Source organism: Nocardiopsis sp. LOL_012 (assembly GCF_048060475.1).
In the GTDB taxonomy this organism is placed as follows: domain Bacteria; phylum Actinomycetota; class Actinomycetes; order Streptosporangiales; family Streptosporangiaceae; genus Nocardiopsis.
Genome location: NZ_JBHMIV010000140.1, coordinates 1 through 276 on the forward strand (window position 1 = coordinate 1; position 276 = coordinate 276).

Here is a 276-nt window from a genome sequence, read left to right on the forward strand (position 1 = left end):
CGTTGTTGGTGGTGAAGGTGCGGTATCCGTCCGGGGTGATCTGGCCCGGGGCGTCGTGTGGCACGAGCAGGGGTGCGGGGGCGGTGTGTGTTTGCGGGGGTGCCTGTGGTGCGGGGGGCTGTTGGGTGTGCGGCGTGGTGTGGGCTGTGAGGGGGACCGGCGCGGTGCGCAGGACCTCGGCGGTGAGGAAGGTGTGGCCGTCACGTTCTGAGACGTCGGTGATGCGGTAGCTGATGCCGCGGGCGAGGACCAGTTGTCTCGGGTTCGGGCCGTGTG

1 protein-coding gene is annotated in these 276 nt (G+C 69.9%); it reads right to left on the reverse strand.

The features are described 5' to 3' along the window. The coding region (locus ACFHWE_RS23815) for a hypothetical protein (protein WP_416604116.1) at positions 1–276 on the reverse strand (276 nt) is incomplete at both ends.